Annotated in this window: 13 protein-coding genes; 8 read left to right on the top strand and 5 right to left on the bottom strand. The window is 71.8% G+C overall.

Going from position 1 to position 21,349, the window contains the following annotated elements; genetic code table 11:
* Positions 1 to 171: 171 nt before the first annotated feature.
* Together ACWEOH_RS02955 and ACWEOH_RS02950 are read left to right on the top strand one after the other, a co-directional pair.
* A complete protein-coding gene (locus ACWEOH_RS02955) occupies positions 172 to 2,715 on the top strand; it encodes a DUF4062 domain-containing protein (protein ID WP_452028101.1) in 2,544 nt (847 codons plus the stop codon).
* 96 nt (positions 2,716 to 2,811) lie between these two features.
* Positions 2,812 to 5,418: a DUF4062 domain-containing protein gene (locus tag ACWEOH_RS02950; protein WP_452028100.1), complete on the top strand. Its 2,607-nt coding sequence runs from the start codon at positions 2,812 to 2,814 to the stop codon at positions 5,416 to 5,418.
* Positions 5,419 to 5,458: 40 nt separating this feature from the next.
* Here the strand turns inward: ACWEOH_RS02950 and ACWEOH_RS02945 are convergent, their stop codons facing one another.
* The 3 genes from ACWEOH_RS02945 to xylA all read right to left on the bottom strand — a co-directional run bounded on the left by ACWEOH_RS02945 (position 5,459) and on the right by xylA (position 8,623).
* Positions 5,459 to 5,740: a hypothetical protein gene (locus ACWEOH_RS02945; RefSeq protein ID WP_452028098.1), complete on the bottom strand. Its 282-nt coding sequence runs from the start codon at positions 5,738 to 5,740 to the stop codon at positions 5,459 to 5,461.
* 114 nt (positions 5,741 to 5,854) lie between these two features.
* Positions 5,855 to 7,258: a xylulokinase gene (locus ACWEOH_RS02940; RefSeq protein WP_452028096.1), complete on the bottom strand. Its 1,404-nt coding sequence runs from the start codon at positions 7,256 to 7,258 to the stop codon at positions 5,855 to 5,857.
* Positions 7,259 to 7,432: 174 nt separating this feature from the next.
* Positions 7,433 to 8,623, bottom strand: a complete 1,191-nt coding sequence (gene xylA, locus ACWEOH_RS02935) for a xylose isomerase (RefSeq protein ID WP_452028094.1) — start codon at positions 8,621 to 8,623, stop codon at positions 7,433 to 7,435.
* A gap of 193 nt (positions 8,624 to 8,816) precedes the next feature.
* Between xylA and ACWEOH_RS02930 the strand changes: the two genes are divergently transcribed.
* The 6 genes from ACWEOH_RS02930 to ACWEOH_RS02905 all read left to right on the top strand — a co-directional run bounded on the left by ACWEOH_RS02930 (position 8,817) and on the right by ACWEOH_RS02905 (position 16,464).
* Positions 8,817 to 9,827 (top strand): LacI family DNA-binding transcriptional regulator, encoded by a 1,011-nt coding sequence (locus ACWEOH_RS02930; protein WP_452028092.1) that lies wholly within the window; start codon positions 8,817 to 8,819, stop codon positions 9,825 to 9,827.
* 109 nt (positions 9,828 to 9,936) lie between these two features.
* Positions 9,937 to 11,229 (top strand): ABC transporter substrate-binding protein, encoded by a 1,293-nt coding sequence (locus tag ACWEOH_RS02925; RefSeq protein WP_452028091.1) that lies wholly within the window; start codon positions 9,937 to 9,939, stop codon positions 11,227 to 11,229.
* A 72-nt stretch (positions 11,230 to 11,301) separates the two neighbouring features.
* Complete coding sequence (locus ACWEOH_RS02920) at positions 11,302 to 12,306, top strand: carbohydrate ABC transporter permease (RefSeq protein WP_452028089.1); 1,005 nt, start codon at positions 11,302 to 11,304, stop codon at positions 12,304 to 12,306.
* The gene (locus ACWEOH_RS02915) at positions 12,303 to 13,244 is read left to right on the top strand and encodes a carbohydrate ABC transporter permease (RefSeq protein ID WP_452028087.1); all 942 of its coding nucleotides are present in this window, start codon (positions 12,303 to 12,305) and stop codon (positions 13,242 to 13,244) included. The genes ACWEOH_RS02920 and ACWEOH_RS02915 overlap by 4 nt, the downstream gene beginning before the upstream one ends.
* 2 nt (positions 13,245 to 13,246) lie before the next feature.
* On the top strand, positions 13,247 to 15,388 hold the full coding sequence (gene yicI / locus ACWEOH_RS02910; RefSeq protein ID WP_452028086.1) for an alpha-xylosidase: 2,142 nt from the start codon (positions 13,247 to 13,249) through the stop codon (positions 15,386 to 15,388).
* 50 nt (positions 15,389 to 15,438) lie between these two features.
* Complete coding sequence (locus ACWEOH_RS02905) at positions 15,439 to 16,464, top strand: LacI family DNA-binding transcriptional regulator (RefSeq protein WP_452028084.1); 1,026 nt, start codon at positions 15,439 to 15,441, stop codon at positions 16,462 to 16,464.
* 38 nt (positions 16,465 to 16,502) lie between these two features.
* On the opposite strand, the gene ACWEOH_RS02900 is transcribed toward ACWEOH_RS02905, so the two are convergent.
* Together ACWEOH_RS02900 and ACWEOH_RS02895 are read right to left on the bottom strand one after the other, a co-directional pair.
* On the bottom strand, positions 16,503 to 17,120 hold the full coding sequence (locus ACWEOH_RS02900) for a DUF4232 domain-containing protein (protein WP_452028082.1): 618 nt from the start codon (positions 17,118 to 17,120) through the stop codon (positions 16,503 to 16,505).
* Positions 17,121 to 17,257: 137 nt separating this feature from the next.
* Positions 17,258 to 21,319, bottom strand: coding sequence for an endo-1,4-beta-xylanase (locus tag ACWEOH_RS02895; protein WP_452028080.1), 4,062 nt, complete (start codon positions 21,317 to 21,319; stop codon positions 17,258 to 17,260).
* Positions 21,320 to 21,349 lie beyond the last annotated feature (30 nt).

Here is a 21,349-nt window from a genome sequence, read left to right as displayed (position 1 = left end):
CCCGCGCTTCGTCGGCCCGTCCCGAGTTGCAGGAACTTCCGGCCGACACGCCGTCCGGTCCCACCCGCCGTCCGGCGTGTCGCGCGGAAGTTCCTGCAGGTGAGGCGGGCCGCGTTCTGGGGGAGTGGCGGTGCTGGACACCCGCGCGAGCGGGCGGCGAGACTGTGACGCATGAACCCGGCCGTCGGCGGCATCCGAACGCCCGACCAGCGCCTTCGCGTGTTCGTGAGCTCGACGCTGAAGGAGCTGGCGCCCGAGCGCCGTGCCGTGCGGGGGGCGATCGAGCGGCTGTCGATGGCACCCGTGATGTTCGAGCTCGGCGCCCGGCCGCATCCGCCCCGTGAGCTGTACCGCGCATACCTCGAGCAGAGCGACATCTTCGTCGGCGTCTACTGGGAGCAGTACGGGTGGATCGCCCCGGGCGAGCAGGTGTCGGGCCTCGAAGACGAGTGGAACGTCGCGCCCGACATCCCGAAGCTCGTCTACCTCAAGCGGAGCGACCGGCGGCAGGACCGGCTCGACGACCTGCTCGCCCGCATCCGCGACGCCGAAGGCGCCTCGTACGTCGCGTTCACGGATGCCGCGGAGCTCGCCGACCTCGTCACCGCCGACCTCGCGACGCTGCTCGCCGAACGATTCGACGCGGCCGGCGGCAGGCACGACTCGCTCGGCGAGCCCGCCGCCGAGGTGTTCTCGACCGAGCCCGTGCGGCCGCCGTCGCCCCTCACCCGGCTCGTCGGCCGATCGGGCGAACTCGCGACCGTCGCGAGGATGCTGACCGACGACGGGCAGCGGCTCGTGACCATCACCGGTCCGGGCGGGATCGGCAAGAGCCGCCTCGCGGTCGCCGCCGCTCGCGCCGTGGAAGCGGCGTTCCCCGACGGCGTCGTGTTCGTCGACCTCGCGCCCGTGCTCGACGCGGGACTCGTGATCGCGGCGGTCGCCAACGCGCTCGGCATCCGCGACACCGGCGACCGGCCGCTCCGGGAGAAGCTCGCCGGCGCGCTCGGCCCGCGGCGGCTGCTCCTCGTGCTCGACAACGTCGAGCAGGTGATCGAGGCCGCGCCCGAGCTCAGCGGGCTGCTCGGCGGGTCGTCGGCGGCCGTGCTCGCGACCAGCAGGATCCTGCTCAGGGTGCGCGGGGAGCAGAACGTGGCGCTCGGTCCGCTCCCGTCGGCGGAGGCCGCGGAGCTGTTCGTGGAGCGCGCCCGTGCGGTCAAGCCCGACTTCGAGCTCACCGACGACAACGCGCAGCAGGTCGTCGCCATCTGCGACGCCCTCGACGACGTTCCGCTCGCCCTCGAGCTCGCCGCCGCTCGACTTCGGGTGCTGACGCCTGCTGTGCTCCTCGAACGGCTCGACCACGCCCTGCCCCTGCTCGTCGGCGGCGCACGCGACCTCCCCGAACGCCAGCGCACGCTGCGCGCGACCATCGACTGGAGCGCGCAGCTGCTGTCGGAACCCGTGCGGGAACTGCTCGTGCGGCTGGGCGTCTTCCGCGCGGGCTTCGGCCTCGACGCCGTCGAATGGATGGCCGCCGATCTCGCCGACACGGACGTCGTCGACGCGCTCGGCGCCCTCGTCGACGGGAGCCTCGTCCGCGAACAGGATCGCGGGTCGCGGGCGTGGTTCACGATGCTCGCCACGGTGCGCGAGTACGGTCGCGACCGGCTCGCCGAGGCGGGACGGCTGGCGGCGTCGCTGGAGCGGCATGCCGACTTCTACCTCGGGCTCTTCGTCGCGGCCGGAGCGTCGGCGACCTGGCACGGGCAGGTCGAGGGGATCACGCGCCTCCTCGACGAGCACGACGAGGTGCGCGCCGCGGTGGACCACCTCTTCGCGGCGCGTCGGTTCGATGCCGTCGCGGAGATCGGCTGGTCGCTCTACACGTTCTGGTGGGGCGGCGGCCGGTCCGGCGAGCTCGTCACGTGGATGGACCGGCTGCTCGAACCGGGCGTCGAGCTCAGCGAGCGGTCGAGGGTGCTCGCCGAGTACTGCCGGAACTCCATCCGGTACTGGAGCACCTCCGACGAGTCGATCGTGCCGACCATGCGCCGGTGCGTCGACCACTTCCGTCGTGAGGGCGACCCCCGCGGCGAGGCCCTCGCGCTCGCCTCGCTCGCCGTCGCGCAGTTCGCACAGGTGCCGCCCGACCTCGAGGGGGTGGAAGGGAGCGCCCGGCGGTCCCTCGATCTCGCCGAGGAGTACGACACCGCGTTCGCCGGTGCGATGCCCGGAGTCATGATCGGTCGGGTCCGCCTCGCGCAGGGCCGGGCGGACGACGCCGTCAGGCAGTTCGACGCGAGCCTGACCGTGGCGCGCGGCATCCGCGACCTGCTCGGCCAGGCGATCGCGCTCAGCCACCTCGGATGGGCGCACATGCTGGCCGGCGAGCCCGAACGCGCCCGCCAGTGCTTCGGTGAGCAGCTCCTCCTCGCGTCGACGATCGGGCACGAGGAGGGCCTCGCAGACGCGCTCGAGGGCATGTTCGCGGTCGCGACCACCTCGGGCGAGGTCGAGCGCGCCGGCCGGATGCTCGGCGCGGCTGAGGACATCCGGACCCGAAAGGGCCTGCCGACGCGCTCGCCGCTGTCGTTCTTCGGGCCGTTCCTCGAGCAGATGCTGGCGGGGCCGGAGGCGTCGCGGTTCGAGGCGGCACGTCGAGGCGGACGCGAGGCGGAGCTCGCCGACGTCGTCGAGCTGGCCCTCGCGTGATCCGAGGGTGACGGATGCCCCGGGGCATCCGTCACCCTCGTTCTCGGGTGCCGCCGGTGCTGGACAGTCGGCGCCGCACGGCAGGAGACTGGCCGCATGGACCGGGTCGCGGGGGGCATCCGAACGCCCGATCAGCGCCTGCGCGTGTTCGTCAGCTCGACGCTGAAGGAGCTGGCGCCCGAGCGGCGCGCGGCGCGAGCGGCGATCGAGCGGCTGTCGATGGCGCCCGTGATGTTCGAGCTCGGCGCGCGCCCGCACCCGCCGCGGTCGCTCTACCGCGCGTACCTCGAGCAGAGCGACATCTTCGTCGGGATCTACGGCGAGCAGTACGGCTGGATCGCGCCCGGCGAGGACGTCTCGGGCCTCGAGGACGAATGGAACCTCGCCCCCGACATCCCGAAGCTCGTCTACCTCAAGCGCTCCGAGCGGCGCGACGACCGGCTCGAGGGCCTGATCGCGCGCATCCGCGCCGACGACCACGCCTCGTACGCCTCCTTCACGGATGCCGCGGAGCTGGGCGACCTCGTCGCGGCCGATCTCGCGTCGCTGCTCGCCGAGCGCTTCGACGCGGCCGATCCCCGTCGGAAGCCGTTCACCGAGCCGGCGCCACAGCCCGCGTCGACGGAGTCGGTGCGCCTGCCCTCGCCGCTCACCCGGCTCCTCGGACGCGATGCCGAGCTCGCGACCGTGACCCGCATGCTGGCCGACGACGGCCACCGGCTCGTGACGCTCACCGGGCCCGGTGGCATCGGCAAGAGCCGGCTCGCGATCGCCGCGGCGCGGGCGGTCGAGGCGTCCTTCCCCGACGGCGTGGTGTTCGTCGACCTCGCGCCCGTGGTCGATCCCGGGCTCGTCATCACCACCGTGGCGAGCACCCTCGGCATCGGCGACACCGGCGAGGCGCCCATCGCCGAGACGCTGCGCGTCGCGCTCGCCGATCGACGCATGCTGCTCGTGGTCGACAACGTCGAGCAGGTCGTCGAGGCCGCGCCGGCGCTCGCGGCGCTGCTCGGCGCGACCGAGGTGTCGATGCTGGCGACGAGCCGCATCCTGCTGCGGGTGGGCGGCGAGCAGAGCATCGAGCTCGGTCCGCTGCCGCCTGAGGCTGCGATCGACCTGCTCGTCGAGCGTGCGCGTGCGGTGAAGCCCGACTTCGAGCTCACCGACTCCAACGCGGCGCAGGTCGCCGCGATCTGCACGGCGCTCGACTGCGCGCCGCTCGCGCTCGAACTGGCTGCGGCTCGCCTGCGCGTGCTGACGCCTGCCGCGCTGGGGGAACGCCTCGACCACGCACTGTCGCTGCTGACCGGCGGTGCTCGGGACCTGCCCGAGCGCCAGCGCACGCTGCGGGCGACGATCGACTGGAGCGCGCAGCTGCTGCGCGAGCAGGAGCGGGAGCTGCTGCTGCGGCTCGGCGTGTTCCGGTCGGGCTTCGGACTCGACGCCGCCGAGTGGATGGCCGACGGCCTCGGCGACGTGGACGCGATGGACGCGCTCGCGGCCCTGATCGACGGGAGCCTGGTGCGCGAGCAGGATCGCGGCGATCGGGCCTGGTACACCATGCTCGCCACGGTGCGCGAGTACGGACGCGAGCGTCTCGAGGAGCGCGGCATCCTCACCGCGACGGAGGAGCGGCACGCCCGCTTCTACGCGGCGCTCGGCGACACCTCCAGCCGGCCGTACACGTGGATGGACCAGATCACCCTCATGTCCCGGCTCGCTGACGAGCGCGACGAGCTCCGAGCCGCCGTCGACCACTTCCTCGCCACCGCGCAGTTCCGCGATCTCGCCGAACTGGTCTGGCACCTCCACTGGTTCTGGTGGGTCGGGGGACAGCTCGGCGAGGTCCACGGCTGGATGAGCCGGATGCTCGAGTCGGGTGCCGAGCTCGACGAGCGCAGCCGCACCATCGCGCGGTTCTACTCGAGCTCGATCCGCTTCGGCGAGGCGACGGATGCCGCGGGGGTCGCCGTGCTGGCCGACTGCGTGGCGTACTTCCACCGCACGGGCGACGTCTACGGCGAGACGCTCTCGCGCGTGATGCTCGCCGTCGCGCAGCTCTCGCTCGACCCGCCCGAGCTGGATTCCGCCGAGGCGAACCTCGAACGGGGGCTCGAGCTCGCCGAGGACCTCGAGAGCACGTTCGGTCGCACCCTGGTGCGGATCATGCTGGCCAGGGCGGCGATGGCGCGCGGCCAGCTGGACCGTGCCTTCGGACTGCTGAGCGACGGCCTCGCGATCGCCCGAGCCGGCGGCGACCGCCTCGGCGAGGCCATCGCCCTCAACCACCTCGGCTGGGAGCGACTGCTGAGCGACGACGTCGAGGGCGCTCGTACGGCCTTCGTCGAGCAGCTCGACATCTCCTCGACCTTCGGCCACGAGGAGGGCTTCGCCTACGGCCTCGAGGCGATGTCGGCGGTGGCGGCGGTCACCGGCGACCTCGAGCGGTCCGGGGTCCTGTTCGGGGCGGCCGAGAACGTGCGAGAACGCAAGGGCCTCGCAACGGGCGGGAGCTTCTCGCTGCATGGCCGCATCCTCGAGCAGGCGCTCGACCGCGGCGGCGCGGACGGCACCCGCGGGTTCGAGCGGGGCAGACGCACAGGCCGCAGCGCCGACCTCGCCGACATGGTCGCGCTCGCGCTGGCGGCGCCGGAGTCGCAGGACTCGTCAGCGCCACAGGGCGCGCCGACCACACTCGCCTGACCGGATCGTCGCCCGGTCGGCTCGCCTGATGGGGAGTCCGTCAGACCGAGTGCTTGCCCGGGTGCGGCTTCGGGGGCTCGGTGCGGATGTACTTGCCGTGGCGCTCCGACGGATCGACTGCGTCGGGATGCTCGGCCGTCGAGGTGTAGTCGCCCTCGACCGACTCGTCGTCGGCCACGCCGTCGGTGCGGGTGTACTCGCCGGCGACGCCGCGGACCTCGGGGCCCTCGCCGTCGACCTCGGTGTACCGGCCCACGAGGCGGTCGGTCGACTCGGTCGCGTCGTCCTGCTCGGCGGGCTCGTTCGGAGTGGAATCGGACATCATCGCTCCCTCGCTCATGGTCCGGGGCGGCGCCGTGGTACGGCGACGTCTCGGCTTCATGCTACGCCCGCGAGCCGCCGGAACGACTGGAAGGCGCCCCTGACCTCGGCGTTCTCAGCCCGCGACGCGTGCCGCCGCCGCCGCGTACTGCTCGCGGATCACCCCGCGCGTGTCGGCCTCGAGCACCTCGGCCGTCTCGACGGGCCACGACGGCCGCTCGCCCGTGAGCACCCATGCCGCCTGGCGCGCCGCGCCGTCGGCCACGTACTCGCCGGGCGCCGGCACCGTCACGGGCACGTCGAAGACCTGCGCTGCGACGCGCCGCACGGCAGGGTTCTGCGCGGCGCCGCCGATGAGCAGCACGCGCTGCGCGTCGACGCCCTGGCCGCGCACGGCGTCGAGCCCGTCGGCGAGTCCGCACAGCATGCCCTCGATCGCGGCGCGCGCGATCGACGGCCGCGTCGTGTTCGCGAGCGTGAGGCCCGAGAACGACGCGGTCGCGTCGGGCAGGTTCGGCGTGCGCTCGCCCTCGAAGTACGGCACGAGCACGGCACCGGATGCCCCGGGCTCGCCCTCGAGCGCGATCCGCCCGAGCTCGGCGTGGTCGACGTCGAGCAGGCGGGCGGTGGCGTCGAGCACGCGGGCCGCGTTGAGCGTGGCGATGAGCGGGAGGAAGCGCCCGGTGGCATCCGCGAACCCGGCGACCGTGCCCGAGGCGTCGGCGACGGGGGCATCCGTCACGGCGAAGACCGTGCCGCTCGTGCCGATCGACACGACGACGTCGCCGGATGCCGCGTCGAGCCCGAGCGCGGCCGCCGCGTTGTCGCCCGCGCCGGGGCCGACGAGGATGCCGTCGAGCGTGCGGCCGGCCGCCTCGCCGGGGCCGAGCACGCGCGGGAGGATCGCGTCGTGCCCGAGCGCCCGCACGAGGAGGTCTCGGTCGTAGCCGTGGGCGCCCCAGTACGCGGTGCCGCTCGCATCCGACCGGTCGGTCGTGAGCTCGGCGAGCACCGGACCGAGGGGCGACTCGCCCTCGGGGCCGTAGCCCCGCAGGCGCCACGTCTGCCAGTCGTGGGGCAGCGCCACCGCCGCGACGCGCGCCGCGGCATCGGGCTCGGCGTCGCGCAGCCAGCGGAGCTTCGTCGCCGTGAACGACGCCACCGGCACGACGCCCGTGCGGCGCGCGTACTCGTCGGCGCCCACCTCGTCGATCAGGTCGCGCGCGGCCCCTGCCGACCGGGTGTCGTTCCAGAGCAGGGCGTCGCGGATGACCCGGCCCTCGGCATCGAGCACGACCATGCCGTGCTGCTGCCCGCCGATCGAGATCGCCTCGACGCCGTCGAGCCCGCCGGCATCCGTGAACGCGCTCAGCAGCGCGCCCCACCAGGCGGCGGGGTCGACCTCGGTGCCGTCGGGATGCGGGGCCCGGCCGGAGCGCACGAGCGCGCCGGTCGCGGCATCCCGGATCACGACCTTGCAGGACTGCGTCGACGAGTCGACGCCGGCGACCAGGGCCATGAGTTGTGCTCCTTCTCGAGTCCGTCGCGTCTGAACGACTGGGTGGTTCGCGGCCGTTCATCCGGTCGCGCACTCGGGTCTACCGTGGCACGCTCGACGGCGCTGCGCGCCTTACGGAGCTACGGCTGCCGCCTTTCTGAGGGAAGCGTGTCGACTTCGTCGCCACGCTGACCCTCAGCGCGCGCCGAGCACGTGCTCCGTGGCGAGCTGCTGCAGGCGCACGAAGCCGAAGCCCTTGCCGCCGAGGTACGCCGACGCGTCGAAGTCCTCGAACGCGGAGCGGTCGGCGAGGAGGTCGTCGTAGGACTCGCCGTCGCCGAGGGTCGGCTGCGCGAGCTCGAGCACCTTGGCGGCCTCGAGCGCCTCCTGCACCTCGGGGTCGGCGCGGAAGGCCGCGGCGCGCTCCTTGAGCAGCAGGTAGGTGCGCATGTTCGCGGCGGCGGAGTCCCAGACGCCGGTCTCGTCCTCGGTGCGGCTCGGCTTGTAGTCGAAGTGGCGGGGGCCCTCGTAGGCCGGTCCGCCGTTCGGGCCGCCGTTCTCGAGCAGGTCGACCAGCGCGAACGCGTTGTGCAGGTCGCCGTGGCCGAACACGAGGTCCTGGTCGTACTTGATGCCCCGCTGGCCGTTGAGGTCGATGTGGAAGAGCTTGCCGTGGTACAGCGCCTGGGCGATGCCGGCGGCGAAGTTGAGGCCCGCCATCTGCTCGTGGCCGACCTCGGGGTTGAGGCCGACGAGCTCGGGACGCTCGAGCGAGTCGATGAAGGCGAGCGCGTGGCCGACGGTGGGCAGCAGGATGTCGCCGCGGGGCTCGTTCGGCTTGGGCTCGATCGCGAACCTCAGGTCGTAGCCCTTGTCGGTCACGTAGTCGCCGAGGAGGTTGACGGCCTCGCGGTAGCGCTCGAGCGCCGAGCGGATGTCCTTGGCGGCGTCGTACTCGGCGCCCTCGCGGCCGCCCCACATGACGAAGGTCTTCGCGCCGAGCTCGGCGGCGAGGTCGATGTTGCGCAGCACCTTGCGGAGCGCGAACCGGCGCACCTGGCGGTCGTTCGACGTGAAGCCGCCGTCCTTGAACACGGGCGCGCTGAACAGGTTCGTGGTGACCATCGGCACGATGATGCCCGTGGCCTCGAGCGCGCCCTTCAGGCGGTCGATCTGCGTCTGGCGCTCGGCGTCGGAGGAGCCGAAGGCGAACAGGTCGTCGTCGTGGAAGGTGAGGCCGTAGGCGCCGAGCTCGTCGAGCTTCTCGACCACGTGCACGACGTCGAGGGGCTTCCGCGTCGGGCCGCCGAAGGGGTCGGTGCCGTTGTAGCCGACGGTCCAGAGGCCGAAGGAGAACTTGTCGTCGCGGGTGGGCGCGCTGGCCATGGGTGATCCGCCTTTCAGCGTCATCGGTGATTTGTTGGCAGATACAACATAAAGCCCAGACGCGCGCTCGCGCAAGTCCGGGAGCGCCGAGAGCCATTTGTTCGAGATTTCCACAAAACACTTGCGAAGCGCTTCGACATGTGCGTACAGTTCCCGACGAACCAATCGAAACGTTTAGACGATGGAGTCCGACATGGCGAAGATCCACGAGGTGGCCAAGGCCGCCGGTGTGTCGATCAGCACCGTGTCGTACGCCCTGAGCGGCAAGCGCACGATCTCCGCCGAGACGCGGCGACGCATCGAGCAGGCCGTGCGCGACCTCGACTACCGGCCCAACGCCGGCGCCCGCATGCTCGCCGGCCGCCGCACGAACATCTTCGCGCTCACCGAGCCGTTCCGCGCCGACACCCACGCGCCGGCGCACATGGCGTTCGTGCTCGCGACCTCTATCGCCGCCCGGCGCTTCGACTACGACATCCTGCTCCTCACCGAGGAGGAGGCGTCGGCCGGCATGCGCCGGGTCGCCTCGAGCGGGCTCGTCGACGGCGTGCTCGTGCTCGACGTCGCCCCCGACGACGAGCGCGTCGACCTCGCCCGCCGCATCTCGCTGCCGTCCGTCTTCATCGGCGTGCCGAACGACCACGAGGGACTCGTGTGCGTCGACCTCGACTTCGAGGCGGCGGCGGGCCTTGCCGTCGATCGCCTCGCCGAGCTCGGCCACCGCGTCATCGGGCTGGTCGGCCACCCGCCCGTCGCCTATGAGAAGTCGAACTTCCCGCCGCGCGTGCGGTCGGGCTTCGAGCGCCGCGCCACGGAGCTCGGGCTCGCGGCATCCGTCGAGCTGCCCGAGCCGAACGGCCGGCGCGGCGAGGGGGTGCGCGCCTCGGTGCGCGCGCTCCTCGACGCCGGCGCGACCGGGCTCGTGCTGCACTGCGACGACGCGGCGCACGCCGCCGCGCTCGACGAGCTCGCACGGCGCGGCCTCGCCGTGCCGCATGACGTGTCGGTCGTATCGGTCGGCGCGACGTTCGACACCACCGCCTTCCATCCGCCCATCGACTCGGTGCCGCTGGTGCCGCAGGCGTCGTGCGACCTCGCGGTCGACCTCGCCATGCGCCTCGTGGAGGGCGACGACGTCGCGCCCGGCGTGCACCTCATCGAGCCCGGCTACCAGGACCGGGGCTCGACCGCGCCGCCGCCCTGACCGGCGCGGCGCCACCCTGCCGGGGTGCTTCGCGGCCACTCATCGAAGCGCTTCGACAACCATCACGCACCACACGAACACCCCAACCACATCCCCCACGGAGGTAGCAATGAAGCACACCAAGACCCTCGCGGTCGCCGCGTCCCTCGCGGCCGCCGCTCTCGCCCTGAGCGGTTGCTCGGGCGGCGACGCAGGCGGCGACGCCGACACGCTCCGCCTCTGGCACTACGAGGGCGCCGACAGCGCCATGGGCAAGGCCTGGGACGAGGCGATCAAGGTCTTCGAGGAGGAGACCGGCGCGACCGTCGAGTTCGAGGAGAAGAGCTTCGAGCAGATCCGATCGACCGCCAGCCAGGTCCTCAACTCCGACGAGGCCCCCGATCTGCTCGAGTACAACAAGGGCAACGCGACCGCGGGCCTCCTCTCGAGCCAAGGGCTGCTCACGCCGCTCGACGACGCGGTCGAGGAGTACGGCTGGGACGACGCCCTCGCGCCCTCGCTGCAGACCACGGCGAAGTACGACGAGGACGGCATCATGGGCTCGGGCAGCTGGTTCGGCGTGCCCAACTACGGCGAGTTCGTCGAGGTCTACTACAACAAGGACGCGTTCGCGGCCGCCGGCCTCGAGGTGCCGACGACGCTCGACGAGTTCGAGGACGTGCTCGCCGCCTTCGCCGCGCAGGGCGTGACCCCGCTCGCCGAGTCGGCCGCGGAGTACCCGCTCGGCCAGCTCTGGTACCAGCTCGCGCTCTCGAAGGCCGACCGCCAGTTCGTGAACGACTACCAGCTCTACGAGAACCCCGTCGACTGGACGGGCGACGAGATCACGTACGCGACCAAGACGATCGCGGACTGGACCGAGAAGGGCTACATCTCCACCGACTCGAGCGGGCTCAAGGCCGAGGACGCGGGCGTCGGCTTCATCAGCGGCGACTACCCGATCTTCTTCTCGGGCAGCTGGTGGTACGGCCGCTTCGCCAGCGAGATCTCCGACTTCGAGTGGGGCACGTTCCTCTTCCCCGAGACCGAGCTGTCGCCGGGATCCGCGGGCAACATGTGGGTCGTCCCCGAGCAGGCGAAGAACAAGGAGCTCGCCTACGAGTTCATCGACATCACGATGCGCCCCGAGATCCAGGCCATCCTCGGCAACAACGGCGGCGTCCCCGTGGCGGCCGACGAGGCCGACATCACCGACCCGAAGTCGCAGGAGCTCATCGCGAACTTCAACGCGCTCACCGAGAAGGACGGCATCGCCTTCTACCCCGACTGGCCCACGCCGACGTTCTACGACGAGCTGAACGCCGCGCTCCAGGAGCTGGTCAACGGCACCAAGTCGCCCGCCGACGTGCAGCAGCAGCTCGGCGAGCAGTACCAGGCCGGTGTCGAGGACATCGTCGGCTGACCGATGACGGATGCCGCGGGCGCACGTGGGCCCGCGGCATCCGCCCCTCGACCCACCTCGGAAGGAACCATCATGTCCGAAGCCCTCGACACCCGGGCGGCGACCCTGCCGGAGCGCGGCGACGCCGCCGCGCGCCGCGAGGCACGTCGCCCCGCGCGCGGCGGCCAGAGCCTCATCCCGGGCTCCGGCCGGAACGCGTTCTGGCTCTACCTCGTGCCGGGCCTCGCCCTGCTCGCCGTCATCGTCGTGATCCCGCTGGGGTGGAACGTCTTCCTCACCTTCACGGAGTACCGCGGCATCCGCCCGCCCGAGTGGATCGGCCTCGACAACTGGGTCGAGCTCATGGGCGACGAGGTCTTCTGGACGTCGTTCGGCAACTCGATCGCGATGATCATCGCGATGGTGGTCGTGCCGACGCTCCTCGGCCTAGTGCTCGCCGCCATGCTGTTCGACCTCATCGGCAAGAAGTTCGGCGGCAAGCTCGCGAGCTTCCTGCGCGCCACCTACTACCTGCCCCAGATCCTGCCCGCGGTCATCGCCGCGATCGTCATCGGCTGGATCCTGCGCCCGCAGAACGGCGCCCTCAACCAGGTGCTCGAGGCGATCGGCCTCGGGAACCTGACGCACAACTGGCTCGGCAGCCCCGACACCGCGCTCGCCAGCATCATGGTGATCATGGTCTGGGTGCAGCTCGGCTACCCGATCGTCATCTTCATGGCCGCGCTGCAGCGGGTCGACCCCGAGCTCTACGAGGCGGCCGAGCTCGACGGCGCGAACTGGTTCCAGCGGTTCCGCGCGATCACGGTCGGCATCATCCGGCCCGAGATCTTCGTCGTCACCCTGACGTGCACGATCGCCGCGCTCAAGGTGTTCGGCCCCGTCTACGCCCTCACGGGCGGCGGCCCCGGCACGGCCACGATCGTGCCGGCCTACTACGCGTACAGCGAGTTCTTCCAGTCGCAGCAGGTGGGCTACGGCGCCACCATCGCGACGGCCCTCACGATCGTCATCGCGGCCGTGAGCGTGGTGTTCATCCTCGTGCAGAACCGCGTCGAGAAGCAGGAGGAGGAGCGATGACCGCCATCATCGAGGAGCTCGACCCCGACCACCGCGCGGTCGAGCTGCCGCCGCCCCCGTCGAGCCGCCGTCGCGCGTCGCGCCGCGGGTCCGGCCGCGGCGGGAACGGCCCCACGAAGCGAACCGCGGGCGACTGGGTCGTGCTGGTCGTCGCGATCGTGCTCGGCTTCTTCATCGCCGTGCCGTTCCTGCTCATCCTGATCAACTCGTTCAAGTCGCCGGCCGACTACAACACGTCGGGGCCGCTGACGCTGCCGACCGAGTTCTACGTCGACGGCATCGTCGCGTTCTGGGAGCGCGTCGACTTCCCGCAGAAGCTCTGGAACAGCGTGTTCATCTCGGGGCTCGTCGCGGTCTTCGCGGTGGCGCTGTCGATGTTCAACGCCTTCGCGCTCGGCATCGGCCGGGTGAAGGGCCGGCTCTGGATCGTCGTGCTCATCCTGCTCGCGAACATGCTGCCGCAGGAGGTGCTGCTCTACCCGCTGTACTTCATGTTCAAGGAGGTCGGCCTCTACGACAGCCAGTGGGCGGTGATCATCATCTTCACCGTCATCCAGTCGGCGTTCGGCACCTACCTGCTCGCGTCGGTGTACTCGACCTTCCCGAAGGAGATGCTCGAGGCGGCCTCGCTCGACGGCGCGAGCCGGTGGCAGATCCTCTGGCGGGTCGTGTACCCGATCTCGCGGCCCACCCTCTCGGTGCTGCTGATCTTCTTCTTCATCTGGACCTGGAACGAGTTCCTGATCCCGCTCACGTTCCTCGTGTCGAACGACACCCAGACCGTGCCGGTGGCGATCACCGTGCTGCAGGGCGACCGACTCATGGACGTCACGACGACGAGCGCCTCGGCGCTGCTCGGGCTCATCCCGACCCTGGTCTTCTTCCTCATCTTCCAACGCACCCTCACCCGGGGCATCACCGCAGGAGCAGTCAAGTAGTCATGAAGTTCACCGATGGGTTCTGGCACACCCGGCCCGGCGTCGAGGCGCTCTACGCACAGGAGGCGCGCGACCTCGCGGTCGACGGCGACGAGCTCGTCGCCTGGGCGCCCACGCGCGTCGTCGCGACGCGGGGCGACACGCTCAACCGGCCGATGCTCACGGTCTCGCTCGCGAGCCCGGCCGAGGGCGTCATCCGGGTGCGCATCGAGCACCACTGCGGCACGCCGCGCGACGTCGGGTTCGGCATCGGGTCGGATGCCGCGCACCGCCCGGTCATCGCGATCGACGACGAGGGCGGCGTGGTCGACGCCGGCTCGCTGCGCGCGCGCATTCGACGTGGTGCGCCGTGGGATCTCGCGTTCGAGCACGACGGCGGAACGTACACGTCGAGCGGCCACAAGTCGGTCGGGTACATGCGGCTGGAGCCGGGTGCGCCCGTGGCGGCCGAGCCCGCGGGCGTGGCCGGCATCACGACGACGGGCCTCGCCGCGGCATCCGCCTACCTGCACGCGCAGCTCTCGCTGGGCGTCGGCGAGCTCGTCTACGGGCTCGGGGAGCGGTTCGGCCCGCTCGTGAAGAACGGCCAGACCGTCGACGTGTGGAACGCCGACGGCGGCACGTCGAGCGAGCAGTCGTACAAGAACGTGCCGTTCTACCTCACGAACCGCGGTTACGGCGTGCTCGTGAACCACGCGGGCCACGTCTCGTTCGAGGTCGGCTCGGAGGCCGTGGAGCAGGTGCAGTTCTCGGTGGCAGGGGAGTGCCTCGAGTACTTCGTCATCGCCGGCCCGACGCCCGCCGAGGTACTCGACCGGTACACGCGGCTCACCGGCCGCCCGGCGCAGGTGCCCGACTGGTCGTACGGCCTGTGGCTCTCGACGAGCTTCACGACCGACTACGACGAGGACACCGTCAACGCGTTCATCGACGGCATGGCCGAGCGCGACATCCCGCTCGAGGTGTTCCACTTCGACTGCTTCTGGATGCGCGAGTTCCACTGGACCGACTTCGAGTGGGATCCGGCCGTGTTCCCCGACCCCGAGGGCATGCTCGCGCGCCTGCACGACCGCGGGCTGCGCGTGAGCGCGTGGCTCAACCCGTACATCGCGCAGCGCTCGAGGCTGTTCCGCGAGGGCGTCGAGCACGGCTACCTCGTGCGCCGGCCTGACGGCAGCGTCTGGCAGTGGGACCTCTGGCAGGCCGGCATGGCGCTCGTCGACTTCACGAACCCCGAGGCGACGCGCTGGTTCCAGGGCCACCTGCGGCGCCTGCTCGCGCAGGGCGTCGACGCGATCAAGACCGACTTCGGCGAGCGGATCCCGATCGACGTCGCCTGGCACGACGGCAGCGACCCCGAGGCGATGCACCACCGCTACACGCAGCTGTACAACCGGGCCGTGTTCGACGTGCTCGAGGAGGTGCGCGGCCCGGGCGAGGCGGTGCTGTTCGCCCGGTCGGCGACCGCCGGCGGCCAGTCGATGCCCGTGCACTGGGGCGGCGACAACTCGTCGACATTCACGTCGATGGCCGAGAGCCTGCGCGGCGGCCTGTCGCTCGCCCTCAGCGGCTTCGGCTACTGGAGCCATGACATCGGCGGCTTCGAGGGCGATCCCGACCCGGCGGTGTTCAAGCGCTGGCTGGCGTTCGGGCTGCTGTCGAGCCACTCGCGGCTGCACGGCTCGACGAGCTACCGCGTGCCGTGGGCGTTCGACACCGGCGACGAGGCGCCGGGCCAGAGCGCGGTCGAGGTCGCGCGCGCGTTCGCGAAGCTCAAGGCCTCGCTGCGCCCGTACCTCGTCGCGGCGGGCGACGAGGCGCACCGCACCGGCCGGCCGGTCATGCGGCCCATGCAGCTCGAGTTCCCCGACGATCCGGCGACGGCGTACCTCGACCGGCAGTACCTGCTCGGGCCGAGCCTGCTCGTGGCGCCCGTGTTCTCGGCGTCGGGCGAGGTGGCGTACTACCTGCCCGCCGGCCGGTGGACGAACTGGTTCACGCGCGAGGTCGTCGAGGGCGGCGGTTGGCGCCGCGAGGTGCACGGCTTCGACACCGTGCCGCTGTGGATCCGCGAGGGCGCGGTCGTGCCCGTCGTCGACGAGGAGGGGCGTGCCGGCGAGGTGCGCGGTGCCGAGGCATCCTGAATCGGTCGCGACCCACTCGGATCGCAAGTTTCGGCGCTAGGCTTCGAAACATGGCAACGGATGTCGCGGGGGAGCGGGTGACGCTGGCCGAGGTCGCCGAGGAGGCCGGCGTCTCGCTGTCGACCATCTCCAAGGTGCTCAACGGGCGCACGGATGTCGCGCCGAAGACCCGTGCGCGCGTGGAGCGGCTCCTGCACGATCGCGGCTACGTGCGCCGCGGCGCGGGCCGGTCGGAGGCGCACGCCGACCTCATCGAGCTCGTCTTCCACGAGCTCGACCCGATCTGGTCGATGGAGGTCATCGGCGGGGTCGAGTCGGTCGCGAAGGCGGAGGGCCTGAGCGTGGTGCTCACCGTGAGCGGCAGTCGTCACGCGCCCGACCCCGACTGGATCGACGGCGTCATCCGCCGCCGTCCCGTGGGGGTGGTGCTCGTGTTCTCGGAGCTCGCGCCCGAGTACCGTGAGCAGCTGCGAGCCCGGGCGATCCCGTTCGTCATCGTCGATCCGGCCGGGGATCCGTCGCCGGACGTGCCGAGCGTCGGCTCGGCGAACTGGTCGGGCGGCCTCGCGGCGACGCGGCACCTCATCGACCTCGGCCACCGTCGGATCGCCGCGATCACCGGACCCGAGGACATGATGTGCTCGCTCGCGCGGCTCGACGGGTACCGCTCGGCGATGAACACGGCCGGCCTGCCCATCCGCGACGAGTGGATCCGGTTCGGCGACTTCCACACCTCCGGCGGCCGCGACCGGGCGCGCGAGGTGCTCGACGGCCCCGAGCGGCCGACCGCGATCTTCGCCGGCAGCGACATGCAGGCACTGGGCGTGCTCGAGGCGGCGCGGGAGCGCGGCATCCGCGTGCCCGAGGACCTCTCGGTGGTCGGCTACGACGACATCCCCCTGGCTCGGTGGCTCACGCCGAAGCTCACGACCGTGCACCAGCCGCTGCACCGCATGGGCGAGGAGGCGGCGCGCCTGGCGCTGCGGCTCAGCGAGGAGCCCGCCGAGTCGACGCCGCGCATGGACCTCGCGACGAGCCTCGTCGTGCGCGACAGCACGGCGCCGCCGGCAGCCTGAACACGGGGTCCCGCGCCTGGCTTCGGCCCTTCACGTGCTCATCCTCCGCCCGAAGCAGGTCGGGGTTCCGAATCGACGGGGCCGACCTGGAGGTCATCCTCGTCGGCATCCACGCACACTTCGATGTCGACCGGCGCGACGATCGGACCGGAGGCGTCGGGCAGCACCAGGGTGACACCCGTCGCGGCGACCGGGAACTGGCAGGGGCTCGGCCGGTCGGCCGTCTGCGCGATCCGGGCCCAGATGTAGGCGCGTTGCCCGGGGGCGACGGTCACGACCTCGCCGGCGCGGCCGTAGTCGTCGGCGGTCGCAGAGCCTTCGACGCCGTAGCCCACGGTCTCGATCGGCCCCGACGCGCCGAGGAACGCCGTCTCGCTCGGGAATCCGGACAGGGAGCAGTCCGTGTCGCCGGTGTTGGTGAGCGCGATGTACGCGCTCTGCGGAGCGGCCGGATCGGTTCCCCACTCGATCTGCGCGATGAACTGGTCTTGGCACGGGACGCCTTCAGGCGGCGTCGACGTCGGAGTCGGTGCGGTGAGCGTGGTCGACGGAGCGGGCTCCGGTGTCGGTTCGGTCGATGGAGTGCACGCGGTCAGGGTCGCGCCCGTCCAGACCGCCAGCAGGCCCACCGCGAATCGGGATGCTGCGCTGCTCATGTCCCGCATCGTAGCGGGTTGCCCGGCCTTATGGGCATATATCTTCCTATAATTCCGGGCCATGGTCGCGGCATCCGACGCACGACGCCGCCGGCCGGGTGGGGAGCCCCGGCCGGCGGCGCCGCCGATCGCCCGCGCTAGGGAAGCGGGCGTCCGAGGGCCGGCACGATGACCGGCGCGGACGTTGCGACACTGGCGTCGAGACCGTCCGCGGTCGCCGTGACGACGACCGTCAGCTCCGAGCCGCGGTCGAGGCCGTGGACGCGGTACAGGGCACCGGTCGCCCCGGGGATGTCGACGCCATCGCGCTGCCACTGGTACGACAGCCCGACCGACGACGGGCTCCACTCGCCGGGATCGGCCGTGAGCACGCGACCCACCAGCGACTGGCCCTGAACAGTCGGCGCGACGACGTTCTCGACGGCGGTCGGCGCGGCCGGGCCGACGAACTCGCCGACGCCCCAGCGAGCCGTCGACTGGTACCCGGCACCCGTGGGGTCGGCCCAGTTGCGGATCGCCGTGCGCTGGCCGCCAGACGCGTCGTTGACCTGGACGTCCAGGCCATGGAACGTGCCGAGGCCGGCGGCGTCGCCCAGGTCGACCGACAGTTCGACCACGTACCCGCCGTCGACGAGCGCCGTCGCGCTCTGCACCCGGGCCCGCTGGAACGCCTCGTCGCCCGTGCCGAACGACACCGCGTTCGCGGCGCTCACGCGGATCTGCGTGTCGTCGTAGCGGTACGAGCCGTTCTTCGCGTTGCCCGGGTCGACGTAGACCTCGACCGAGTCCTGGATCCACGGGTCGGAACCGGACACGTCGACGATGGGGTCGTCGACCTCCGCCAGCACGTACAGCGTGTCGCCCGACCAGAGCGTACGGACGTCGGCGGTCGCGCCGGTCTCGCCGAGCACGGCCTGCTCGGTCCGCACGGTGGTCGCATCGCTCCACGCAGCGTCGATCGCGCCGTCCACGGCGGGTGCCGCGTCGGCCTCGACGACCTCGAGGACGGAGAGCGGCTCGACGAGCGTGAGCGTGCCGAGCACGCCCGGCGCGTTCCAGCCGACCGTCTCGCCCGAGGCATCCGCCACTCGCAGGTCGAACGCGAGCGTGTCGCCCTGCGCGACGCCCGGCAGCGGCAGGTGCGCGACGAGGTCGTAACCGCCGCTCCGCTCGGTCGCCTCCGCCGGGACGTCGCCCGACCCGTCGCGGCCGACGGTCGCCACGGCGTCGCCGAGCCGCAGCTCGACGCCGTCGGCGGCATCCGTCGTCGCGTCGTCGACGCTCGCGTAGACCGTCAGGTGATCGGCCGCCCAGCGCAACTGGAACTCCGCCATGCCCTCGACGCCGTGCAGCGGCAGGCGGTCCCACTCGGGCGACGTCGTCGCCGCGTCGTCGAGCGGTACGTCGCCGGCGAACACGTTCGCCGTGCGCTGCCGCGCCGGAAGCTCGCCGTCGACGGCGCCCTGGTACGCGGGCTTGGCCCGGTACTGGTCGTCGAAGATGAGCGGTGCGCCCGAGCTCGCCCGCCAGCTGCGACCGTCGGTGAGGCCCCATACCGTGACCGAGTAGAGCGAGTCCGCGTGCTCGCGGAACACCCGGAACGCGTCGCGGTAGTAGTAGCCCTGGTCGACGAGCTTCGCCTGCGTCACGGGCGTGCCCGTGGTGACGTCGAGCTCGGTGACCGCCTGCGTGACCGGCAGGTCCTCGAAGGCGACGATCGCCTGCTCGAGGGCCGAGACGGGCATCGCGAGGCTCACGTGGAACTGATGTCCCACGCCGTCGACCGGCACGCCACGTGCGAGCAGCCGCTCCACGAGCGCGTGGTAGCGCGCCTGCTTGCCGCCCTGCTCGGTGTTGTAGTCGTTGATGAACAGGGCCACCGGCCGCTCCGCGCCATCCGCCGCGTGGACCTCGTTGAAGGCCTCGTCGGCGTACGCGAAGGCGAGGTCGATGAACTCCTCGCCGAGGATCCGGTACCACTCGCTGCGGCGCAGGCCGTCGGCGAACTCGCCGCCGTCGGAGACGACCTCGTTCACGACGTCGAACGCGGTGAGCGGGTTGGTGTCGGATCCGAACGGACCGTACTTCCCGGCGAGGTACTCGGCCACGTCGAAGATGTGCGTCCGCAGCCGGTCGCGCAGCACCGCCTTGCCGGCGTCGTCGGCCGCGAGCGGCTGGCCCGCGTCGTCCTGAAAGAACCAGGCGGGCGTCTGGCTGTGCCACACGAGCACATGGCCGTAGGCTCGGAGGTCCTGCTCCTGGGCGAAGTCCATGAGCGCGTCGGCCTCGGCGTTCGCGGCGACGAAGTCGCCGTTCTGGTCGTACCAGGCCTCGGGCTTCATGAAGTTCTCGGGCGTCACCTGGTCGAAGTGGCGCAGCAGCAGCTCGGATGCCGCACCCGACGTCTCGCGGCTGTCGATCGCGACGCCCACTGGGAAGTCGACCGTCTCCCGGATGCCGGTGAGGTCCTCGATGACCGGAGGCTCGGGCACGCGCAGCACGATGTCGTCGACGTAGAGGTCGCTGATGTTGCCCACCGCGCCGTTGTCCCACCGGGTCTCGAAGTAGAGCAGCGAGTCGTCGGCGTCGGAGCCCTGGAAGGTCGCCGTCACCTGGGTCCAGCCGCTGTCGGTGACCGTGTCGAACTGCGCGAGCGTCGAGAAGGCGGTGGTGCCGCCGGTCGTGTTCGCACGGCTCAGCCAGACGTCGTCGACCTCCTGGCCCGCGCCGAAGCGCAGCCAGGCGGTGAGCTCGTAGGTGACGGCCGGGTCGAGCAGCCCGGTCACGTCGTGGCCGATGCCGTCGCCCTGCGTCGTGCGGTCCGTCACGACCGCCGACTGCGCGCCGCCGTGCGCCTCCGCCGTCGAGAGCTCGACCGTCGCGGTGGTGGTGCCGCTGCCGCCGCGCAGGTCCCAGCCGTCGAGGCCGTCCTCGAAGTCGGTGTCGATCACGATCTCGCCGGCGGTCGGCGGCGTGCCCTTCGGGAAGACGAACTGCCAGCCGTCGGCGAGCCGCTCGGTGACCACGGCCTGCACCGCCGCGAGGGTGCCCGACCGGTCGCCGCCGCCGTCGTGCGCGAGCACGACCTCGCCCGGCTTCATGGCCGCGCGGAGGTTCTCGGTCAGGGTCGCCACATCCTGGGTCGCCCAGTCGTCGATCGTGTTGACCACTGCGAGCGGCTGCATGCCGAGCGCCACGGCGACCGCCGGCGTGACGCCCCAGCTGCCGTTGGGGGCGCGCCAGAACGGCACGGCCTGGTTCGGGTTCCCGAGTGCGCTGCGGATGACCTGGAGGTTGGCCTTCAGGTCGGCCTCGACCTGCGCCGCGGACCACGAGCCCATGTCGGCGTAGCTCGTGGAGTGGTTGCAGAGCACGTGGCCCTCGTCGACGATCCGCTGGAGGATCGCGCCGCCGCCCGGTGCGGTGATGTTCTGCCCGATGACGCAGAACACGGCCTTCAGGTCGTTGGCGGCGAGGAAGTCGAGCAGCGCCGGCGTCGTGCCGGGGTTCGGCCCGTCGTCGAACGTCAGGGCCGAGACGTTCCCGGTGCCCTCCGCCAGGTTCACGGGCGTGACGACGGGGTTGATCGCGCCGCCCGGCACGAAGTCGGGATGGGGCACCGTGCCTCCGTCCTCGGTCGTGATGAGGAGGTCGTCCACGAGGAACGACGGGTTCCGGTCGCCGATCGAGGCCGCCTCGATGTAGAGGTTCGCTCCGGCGAGCCCCTCGGGGAACACGTAGCTGCCCCCGATCCGCACCCAGCCGTCGGCCGTGGCGTCGACGGACCCACCGATCCACGTGTAGGTGTTCGAGCCGCCGCCGGCCGGCGTCTGCTCGGCCGTGAAGTGGATGCCGGTCGTGCCGGATTCGCCCGCGGGCAGCTTCACCCACGCCGAGAACTCGTAGGTGCCGTCCGGCTGCAGGCCGAGCGTCGCCGAGCTCGCCGACACCCCCTGCCAGTTCGCCGTGCGGTTCGTCACGGCGAGGCTCCTGGCGCCGCCGTGCGCCTCGGCCTCGGTCACGGTGAGCGAGACGCCCCCGCGCGGCCCCCACGGGCCGGTGGTGCCGTCCTCGAAGTCGGCCGAGCTCACCGTGATCGGCTCGGCGCCGGCCGGTGCGGCCACGGCGATGCCGAGCCCGACCGAGATGGCGGCCGCGGTGGCGAGGGCGAGTGTTCTCAGGATCCTGCGTCGTTGCATGATGAGCGCTCCTTCGCGCGTCGCTGGGGT

The sequence above is a fragment of the Agromyces sp. NPDC004153 genome (genome assembly GCF_053603635.1).
Note: the sequence above shows the minus strand (reverse complement) of the source record. Positions and strands in the feature narration are given on the sequence as shown.

Bases quoted from the DNA above. Each gene is read 5' to 3' on its own strand.
- ACWEOH_RS02955 (WP_452028101.1), top strand. From the start codon at position 172: ATGAACCCGGCCGTCGGCGGCATCCGAACGCCCGACCAGCGCCTTCGC.
- ACWEOH_RS02950 (WP_452028100.1), top strand. From the start codon at position 2,812: ATGGACCGGGTCGCGGGGGGCATCCGAACGCCCGATCAGCGCCTGCGC.
- ACWEOH_RS02945 (WP_452028098.1), bottom strand. From the start codon at position 5,740: ATGTCCGATTCCACTCCGAACGAGCCCGCCGAGCAGGACGACGCGACC.
- ACWEOH_RS02940 (WP_452028096.1), bottom strand. From the start codon at position 7,258: ATGGCCCTGGTCGCCGGCGTCGACTCGTCGACGCAGTCCTGCAAGGTC.
- xylA (WP_452028094.1), bottom strand. From the start codon at position 8,623: ATGGCCAGCGCGCCCACCCGCGACGACAAGTTCTCCTTCGGCCTCTGG.
- ACWEOH_RS02930 (WP_452028092.1), top strand. From the start codon at position 8,817: ATGGCGAAGATCCACGAGGTGGCCAAGGCCGCCGGTGTGTCGATCAGC.
- ACWEOH_RS02925 (WP_452028091.1), top strand. From the start codon at position 9,937: ATGAAGCACACCAAGACCCTCGCGGTCGCCGCGTCCCTCGCGGCCGCC.
- ACWEOH_RS02920 (WP_452028089.1), top strand. From the start codon at position 11,302: ATGTCCGAAGCCCTCGACACCCGGGCGGCGACCCTGCCGGAGCGCGGC.
- ACWEOH_RS02915 (WP_452028087.1), top strand. From the start codon at position 12,303: ATGACCGCCATCATCGAGGAGCTCGACCCCGACCACCGCGCGGTCGAG.
- yicI (WP_452028086.1), top strand. From the start codon at position 13,247: ATGAAGTTCACCGATGGGTTCTGGCACACCCGGCCCGGCGTCGAGGCG.
- ACWEOH_RS02905 (WP_452028084.1), top strand. From the start codon at position 15,439: ATGGCAACGGATGTCGCGGGGGAGCGGGTGACGCTGGCCGAGGTCGCC.
- ACWEOH_RS02900 (WP_452028082.1), bottom strand. From the start codon at position 17,120: ATGAGCAGCGCAGCATCCCGATTCGCGGTGGGCCTGCTGGCGGTCTGG.
- ACWEOH_RS02895 (WP_452028080.1), bottom strand. From the start codon at position 21,319: ATGCAACGACGCAGGATCCTGAGAACACTCGCCCTCGCCACCGCGGCC.